The 7,664-nt window shown below is 73.9% G+C and carries 8 protein-coding genes; 7 read left to right on the forward strand and 1 reads right to left on the reverse strand.

Going from position 1 to position 7,664, the window contains the following annotated elements; all coding sequences use genetic code 11:
* The coding region (locus ACXJKG_RS17405; RefSeq protein WP_456846999.1) for a thiamine pyrophosphate-dependent enzyme at positions 1–1,262 on the forward strand (1,262 nt) is incomplete at its 5' end.
* A 104-nt stretch (positions 1,263–1,366) separates the two neighbouring features.
* Complete coding sequence (locus ACXJKG_RS17410; RefSeq protein WP_456847000.1) at positions 1,367–3,106, forward strand: trypsin-like peptidase domain-containing protein; 1,740 nt, start codon at positions 1,367–1,369, stop codon at positions 3,104–3,106.
* A 179-nt stretch (positions 3,107–3,285) separates the two neighbouring features.
* Here ACXJKG_RS17410 and ACXJKG_RS17415 read toward each other — a convergent pair whose 3' ends face one another.
* Positions 3,286–4,647 carry an isochorismate synthase gene (locus tag ACXJKG_RS17415; protein ID WP_456847001.1) on the reverse strand — a complete coding sequence of 454 codons (1,362 nt, stop codon included), beginning with the start codon at positions 4,645–4,647 and terminating at the stop codon, positions 3,286–3,288.
* A 72-nt stretch (positions 4,648–4,719) separates the two neighbouring features.
* Here ACXJKG_RS17415 and ACXJKG_RS17420 point away from each other — a divergent pair, with 72 nt between their 5' ends.
* The 5 genes from ACXJKG_RS17420 to ACXJKG_RS17440 all read left to right on the forward strand — a co-directional run.
* On the forward strand, positions 4,720–5,418 hold the full coding sequence (locus ACXJKG_RS17420) for a demethylmenaquinone methyltransferase (protein WP_456847002.1): 699 nt from the start codon (positions 4,720–4,722) through the stop codon (positions 5,416–5,418).
* A gap of 225 nt (positions 5,419–5,643) precedes the next feature.
* Positions 5,644–6,237: an alternate-type signal peptide domain-containing protein gene (locus ACXJKG_RS17425; protein WP_456847003.1), complete on the forward strand. Its 594-nt coding sequence runs from the start codon at positions 5,644–5,646 to the stop codon at positions 6,235–6,237.
* Positions 6,238–6,280: 43 nt separating this feature from the next.
* A complete protein-coding gene (locus tag ACXJKG_RS17430; RefSeq protein WP_456847004.1) occupies positions 6,281–6,787 on the forward strand; it encodes a hypothetical protein in 507 nt (168 codons plus the stop codon).
* A gap of 143 nt (positions 6,788–6,930) precedes the next feature.
* The gene (locus ACXJKG_RS17435; RefSeq protein ID WP_456847005.1) at positions 6,931–7,386 is read left to right on the forward strand and encodes a hypothetical protein; all 456 of its coding nucleotides are present in this window, start codon (positions 6,931–6,933) and stop codon (positions 7,384–7,386) included.
* A partial coding sequence (locus ACXJKG_RS17440) for a S26 family signal peptidase (protein ID WP_456847006.1) occupies positions 7,383–7,664 on the forward strand: 282 nt, incomplete at its 3' end. The genes ACXJKG_RS17435 and ACXJKG_RS17440, both read left to right, overlap by 4 nt.

Here is a 7,664-nt window from a genome sequence, read left to right on the forward strand (position 1 = left end):
GCGCACGCACGGGCGACCCCGGACCCGTGCACCTCGACCTCGCCTTCCGCGAGCCGCTGGTGCCCGGTGGCTCGCCGTGGCCCGAGCCGTCGACCGCCGGGCTGACGCACGTCCACGCCCGACCGGCGACGGGCGCGGTCCCCGCGGTCGGCGACCCGGCCTCGTCGTCGACCCGGCACGGGGGCATCCCGACCGTCCTCGTCGCGGGGGACGGCGCCGGACCGAACGCGCGTCGGATCGCGGAGGCGAACGGCTGGCCGCTGCTCGCCGAGCCGTCCTCCGGCGCGCGCGGGGGCTCGCACGCCATCTCGGCCTACCGGCTGCTCCTCGCGCACCCGCAGCTGGGCGGAGCGGTCCGCCGGGTGGTCGTGCTCGGCCGCCCTACGCTGTCGCGCCCGGTGCAGCAGCTCCTCGCGCGCGAGGACGTCGAGGTGGTCGTCATCGCGCCCCGGGGCGCCGACTGGCCCGACGCCGCCCGCAACGCGAGCGACGTGCTGCTCGACCCGCCGGCCCGGATGCGCCAGGGCAGGATGCCCGCACCGGCGGGCTGGCTCGACGCGTGGCGCTCCGCCGACAAGGCCGCGGGCGCGGCGATCGACCGGGTGCTGGACGGGCTCGACGCGGGCCGCCGGTCGCGCAGCGGCACCCGCGTGACCGGGCCGGCGCTGGCGCGCGTGGTCGCGCAGGTCAGCGGGCCGGACGACGCGCTCGTGATCGGCTCCTCGAACCCCGTGCGCGACCTCGACCTGGTGGCCCGCTGGGACTCGCCGCCCGTGGTGCTGGCCAACCGCGGCCTCGCGGGCATCGACGGCACGGTCTCGACCGCGGTCGGCGTCGCGCTCGGGCTCCCGGACCGACGGGTCCGTGCGCTGCTGGGGGACCTCACGTTCCTGCACGACGTCGGCGGCCTCCTGCGTGGACCGCTCGAGGCCGCGGTCCACCTCCAGCTCGTGGTGGCCAACGACGACGGGGGATCGATCTTCGCGACTCTCGAGCCCGGGGAGCCGGCCCGGGCCGACGTGTTCGAGCGCGTCTTCGCGACGCCGCACGGGGCGGACCTCGCGGCGCTCTGCGCGGGCTACGGCGTCCGGCACACCCGGGTGGGGGACGTCGACGGGCTGCTACCGGCGCTGGCGGCTCCCGGGCCCGGCCTGAGCGTCGTGGAGGTCCGGGTCGACCGGACCGGGCGCCGTGCCCTCGGCGAGCGGATCGCCGCGGAGGTGTCCGCCGCGGTGGACGCCGCGCTGACGGGCGCGTCGTAGCCCGACGAGTTCCATCCGAAACTCGCAGCGAATTCCCAGGTTCCGGCAAGGCTCCCTCCAGCGCGGGACGGTGAGATGGTCATCGACCAAGGAGGGCACCACCGATGACCACCACCCCTGAGAACGGCGCGGGCAACCAGCCGCCCGCTGCCGATCAGCACCCCCAGACGCACACGACCCAGCCGCTGCCGCCCGTGGGCGCGACGCAGCCGCTGCCGGTCAACCCGACCCAGCCGCTGCCCGCCACGCCGGCGGCGCACCCCACCAACCCGTTCACACCGCCGCACCCCGCCGCCCCGGCGGACCAGCGSGCSGCGTACGAGGCCGCCCAGCAGGCCGCAGCGCAGCAGGCCGCTCAGCAGGCCGCGGCGCAGCAGGCAGCGCAGATGGACCAGTTCGAGGCCGTCCGCCGCGCGCAGTGGGAGGCCGCCCAGCGCGCCGCCGCCCAGGACCCGGCGACGCTGCAGCAGGCCGCTTACCAGCCCGCCGCGGTGTACGCCGGCGCGCCGGCACCGGCGCCGCAGGGCACGGTCCCGACGCAGCGCAAGCGCAACCTCTGGCTCCCCGTCACGAGCGCCGCCGCCGCGGCCGCGATCCTCGCCGCCGTCGCCACGGCCGGCCTGACGCACGCCCTCTCGGACGACAGCGCGTCGGGCAACCACCCCGCGTCGCTCGCCACGATCGGCCAGCAGAGCAACGACACCGTCCCGGTCTCCGGCTCGTCCAACGCCGACCCGAACTGGGAGGCCGTCGCCAAGGCCGTGCAGCAGTCGGTCGTCGCCATCCAGGTCTCCACCGGCAACGGTGGCGGCGCGGAGGGCTCGGGCGTGATCGTCGACGACTCCGGCCACATCGTCACCAACAACCACGTCGTCGCCGACGCGGACCCGAGCAGCGTGCAGGTCACGCTGACCGACGGCCGCATCTTCAAGGCCACGATCGTCGGCACCGACGCCACGACCGACCTCGCGGTCATCAAGCTGACCGACGCCCCGGACGACCTCAAGCCGGCCGCCTTCGGCGACTCGTCGAAGGTCATCGTCGGCCAGCCCGTCATGGCCGTCGGCAACCCGCTCGGCCTGGCCAGCACCGTCACCACCGGCATCGTCTCCGCGGTCGACCGTCCCGTCTCCACCTCGGGCGAGAACAGCAGCGAGGCGACCGTCACCAACGCGATCCAGATCGACGCGGCGGTCAACCCCGGCAACTCCGGCGGGCCGCTGTTCGACGCCGAGGGCAAGGTCATCGGCATCAACTCCTCGATCGCCACGCTGTCGAGCGAGTCCGGCTCCATCGGCCTCGGCTTCGCCATCCCGGTCGACCTGGTGAAGAACATCGCCGGGCAGCTCATCGACGACGGCACCGCCGAGCACGCGTTCCTCGGCGTGTCCCTGTCCGACGGCACGGCCACCGCCGACGGCGTCACGCGCCGCGGCGCGGTCGTGGAGTCGGTCAGCGACGGCTCGCCGGCCGCCGACGCCAAGCTGCAGGAGAAGGACACGATCGTCGCGATCGACGGCAAGGCCGTCGGCGGCGCCGAGTCCCTCACCGCCTACGTGCGGGCGCTCCCGTCCGGCACCAAGGTCACGCTGACCGTGGTCCGCGACGGAAAGGCGTCGGACGTCGACGTCACGCTGGCGGTCCGCAAGGAGACGGCGTCGTCCAACGGCTCGTCCGACCAGGCCCCGCAGCAGCAGGACCCCCAGCAGCAGGCGCCGCAGGACCAGGCGCCCCAGCAGGGCGACGGCAGCCAGGACGGCTCGGGTTCCTCGGGCCTGCCCGACGGGCTCAGCCCCGACCAGCTGTGGCAGTGGTTCCAGCAGCAGCAGCAGGGCCAGGGCTGATCGAGGCCCCCTGATCGCCGGCGGCCGCCGGGTCCCCGTCCCCCACGCGGATCCCGGCCGCCGGCTCCTCACCAGCGGCTCAGACCCCGAGCCGCCTCCCCGCGGTCCTACCCCCCCGGACCGCACGCCGTCCCGACCGTCTCCGCAACGGACCGGGACACGGCCCCTCGGCCGGGACGTCAGCTGCCGCTGAGGTCCCGGCCGAGCGCGTACCTCATGGGGACCAGCTTGGCCTCGGACTCCGCCAGCTCGGCGGGCGGGTCGGACGCGGCGACGACGCCGCAGCCCGCGAACAGCCGGACGCGCCGAGGGTCGTCGGCGTCGATCTGCGCCGAGCGCAGCGCGATGCCCCACTCGCCGTCGCCGTCGGCCCCGAACCAGCCGACCGGGCCCGCGTACCGCGCGCGGTCCATGCCCTCGATGCTGCGGATCAGCTCCCGGGCCGCGACGGTCGGCGTGCCGCACACGGCGGCCGTCGGGTGCAGCGCCGCAGCGAGGGCCAGCGACGACGGGTGCGCGCTGTCGCCGCCGGGCGCGGTGAGCACACCGGTCACGTCGGACGCCAGGTGCAGGACGTTGGGCAGGTGCAGGACGAACGGCACGTCGGGCACGTTGATCGACGAGCAGAACGGCTCGAGCGCGTGCGCCACGGACGTCACCGCGTACTCGTGCTCCTCGAGGTCCTTGGACGAGTGGGCCAGGATCGCCGCGCGCGCCATGTCGGCCGCGTCGTCGCCGGTCCGCCGGATGGTGCCTGCCAGCACCCGCGACGTGACCAGGCCCTTCTCCGAGCGGACGAGCAGCTCGGGCGTCGCGCCCAGCAGCCCGTCGACGCTGAACGTCCAGCACGACGGGTACTGCGTCGCCAGCCGCTCGAGCGCCCACCGCACGTCGACGGGGTGCTCGGCGCGGGCGTGCACGTCGCGCGCGAGCACCACCTTCTCCACGTCGCCGGCCTTGATCGCCGCGATGCCGCTCGCGACGACGTCGCGCCACCCGTCAGCGCTCACGGCGCCGTCGGTGTAGGTCACCTCGCCCGGGTCGACCGGCGGCACGCGGGGGCCGACGACGTCGGCGAGCTGGGGGGCGGCGCGCAGCCGGGCTCCCGTCGTGATCGTCGTCAGCCAGGTGCGGCCGCCGCGGCGGCCGACCACGACGCGCGGCACGACGACGACGCCGCCGGCGGGGGACTCGTCGTCGAACGCGAACGAGCCGAACGCCACCGGACCGGTGCCGGGAGCCTGCACCTCGTCCCGGACGATCGCCCGCGCGAGCACCTCGTGCCACGCCCGCTCGGCGTCGGCGAACCGATGGGCACCGCCGACCTCGATCCGCAGCGTCTCGCCCCACGCGACGAGGCCGTCACCGCGGCGGACCCAGGCGAGGGGGGCCCGCGACGGCAGGAGCCCGAGCAGGTCGAGGGGGTCCGGGAGGTCGGCGGCCGACGCCTCCGTCGTGCCGCCGAGCGCGTCCAGCGCGACCGTGCGGACCACGAGAGGCTGCGGGACCGCGTCCGCGGGGGCGGAGGTCTGCGTGCTCATCGGTGCCAGCGTATGCCTGGAGCACCGGTCCGCCCTGTCGTACAGGCCCTCCGGACCTGCGACGATGGACACATGTCCCGTGCCTCCCTCGACAAGGACCCCCAGGACGTCGCCGCCATGTTCGACGCCGTGGCCCACCGCTACGACCGGACCAACGACGTCATCTCGCTCGGTCAGGACCGTGCGTGGCGCAAGGCGACCCTCAAGGCGATCGACGCCCAGCCGGGGGAGACGGTGCTCGACCTCGCCGCCGGCACCGGCACGTCGTCGGAGCCGATGGCCGACGCCGGCGTCAACGTCGTCGCCTGCGACCTCTCCGTCGGGATGCTCGACGTGGGCAAGCGGCGCCGACCGGACCTCGCGTTCGTCGCGGGCGACGCGCTGCACCTGCCGTTCGCCGACGAGTCGTTCGACGCCGTGACGATGTCCTTCGGCCTGCGCAACGTCAGCGACGTCCCGGCCGCGCTGGACGAGCTCCTGCGGGTCACCAAGCCCGGAGGCCGGCTGGTGGTCTGCGAGTTCTCGCGGCCCACGTTCAAGCCGTTCCGGGCGGTCTACCAGAACTACCTSATGCGGGCGCTGCCGCCCGTSGCSCGSGCSGTSTCCAAGGAGCCSGACGCCTACGTSTACCTSGCSGAGTCGATCCGCGAGTGGCCGGACCAGCACGCSCTGGGKCTGCTSATYAAGCACGCCGGCTGGACGCACGTGGCGTACCGGAACCTCTCGGGCGGCATCGTCGCCCTGCACCGGGGCACCAAGCCCGAGGCCTGACCTGGACGTCTGACCAGCACTTCTGGGCCGCCCGTTCACCCGAACGGGTGGTGTCCGATGTGCACTCGTTCGCCGCATCGACACCGGTGTGGGATGGGTGCTATCACCCGTGCGCGGGCCACGGCGGGGTGAAGAAGCGCTTCCACTTCTCATGGACGCTCGTCCGCCTACCGAGGTCGTCTGTGCCGGTGGTGTAGCCGGCGACGGCTACGGGAGGCATGGATCATGCGCAAGACGACGAAGGGCGCCATCGCTGTTGGCGCCGGTGTGGCGCTGCTGCTGGGCGGCGCGGGAACGATGGCGTACTGGACGCAGTCCAGCACGTTCGGCTCGACCACGACGATCTCCTCGGGCAACCTGGCGATCGCGCCGAAGACGGGCGCCACGGGCTCACCCGTGTGGACCTGGAAGACGTCGGGCGCCACCTTCGCGCCGGCGACCTCCAAGATCGTCCCCGGCGACACGGTCGTCGTGACCCAGACGTTCACGGTGACGGCCCAGGGTGACAACCTCAAGGCAACCGTGGCGCTCGCGGTGCCCGGCCTGACGAACAACGTGCCCGCTGCGGCGACCAACCCGCTGCTCAACGAGCTCACGGTCACGCCGACGGTCGCGACCTCCGGCACGCAGACCGGCACGGGCACCGTCACGACCGCGGGCAACGTGGTCTCGGTGACMGCGAACAGCGGCACCACGACCTTCGACGTGACCGTCAAGGTCGAGGTCGCCTTCCCGTTCGGTGTCGCCGACTCGGCACGCAAGGGCTCGGCGCAGTCGGTCGACCTGTCGACCTCGGCGATCACCGTCACCCAGATCTGAGTCGCTCAGACCTGAGTTCCACCGCCCGGGAGGGCATCGAGCAGTGAACCGCCGTCTGCGTCTCCAGCTGATCGCCGCCGTGGCCGTCGCGCTCTCGTTCATCGGGAGCGCGGCGGCCTACGGGTCGTGGCGTGCTGCGCAGAACGTCGGCACGAACGCGACGATCACCTCGGGCACCATCGGTCTGACCCCGCAGTGGTCGACCGCCCTCTCGCTGACCGGCATGTGGCCGGGAGAGACGCGGACCGGCGTCCTGCAGCTGACCCAGACCGGTGACGGCCGGTGGCAGTACCAGCTCGACCCGCCGGCGGTCACAGGGGCGTTGGCGGGCAACCTCGCCGTGGCGCTGCGCACGTCGACCGGGCCTACGGCGGCTGCCTGCACGGCGACCGCGCAACCGGTCAGCACCTGGAGTGCCACCATCGCCAACGGTGCATCCGTCTACGTGTGCGTCGTGGTGACCCTGTCGTCCACGGCACCGTCGTCGCTCCAGGCGCAGACGGGCTCGCTCGCCCTGACGGCGACGGCCCGCAACCAGTCCACCTACTGACCGTTCAGCCACGAGGGAGCGACGTGCGCCCACAGCAGCGTGAGGTCCGGGGGGTCGGCATGTCGCCGACCGCTCCGGCGCCGACCCCTGCCGTCCCGTCCACCCGCCGTCGGTTCGCTCGTGCGACCGGCGTAGTCGCGGTCGTGGCGGGCCTGGTGGCCGCGGTCCCGGGCGCCGCGTGGGCGTACTGGACGATCAGCGCGACCTCGACGACTGCTGCGAGTGCGAACTCGCTCGTGGCGCCGACTATGGGCGCCTGCGGCACCCGGACGATCATCTTCGGCAACGACCCGGTCAAGGTCGCCTGGACGGAGCCCGCCGCTCCGTCGCCGGCGCTGCCGTCGGGCGCGACCCGGTCGTACCTCGTGCAGGTCGTCTCGGCGTCCGGCGCCGTCGTTAACGTCTCGTCGGCGGTCGGGACCACGTCGATCGAGGTCTCGCCCGACTCCGTGGCAGCGCCCATGGAGAAGCAGACGATCACAGTGCGCACCCGGGTGGTGTTCGGCTCGACCACGTGGGACTCGGCGCCGTCGGCGCCCATCGCCGTGCAGGGCTCGAACCTGCTCGGGTACACCAACTTCGGCTGCGTGACCCCATGACCGATGTGCGCAAACCTCCGGTCGGGGCCGGCCCGGAGCCGATTCCGGCCGGCCGGCGCTCGGCGCTGCGCGTCGCCGCCGGTGTCTTGTCGGGCATCGCGCTCGCTGCGGTGGTCGTCCTCGCGCTCGTGATGATCGTCATGCCTCTGGCGCTGCGTGCGACCCCGTACACCGTGCTCACGGGCAGCATGCGGCCGACGATCGACCCGGGCTCGCTCGTGGTCGTGCGGCCGAAGCCGGTCGACGACATCCAGATGGGCGACGTCGTCACCTACCAA

The sequence above is a fragment of the Cellulomonas sp. P5_C6 genome (assembly GCF_054049635.1).

Excerpts from the sequence above, each read along its gene's own strand:
- ACXJKG_RS17415 (WP_456847001.1), bottom strand. The coding sequence starts at position 4,647 with ATGAGCACGCAGACCTCCGCCCCCGCGGACGCGGTCCCGCAGCCTCTC.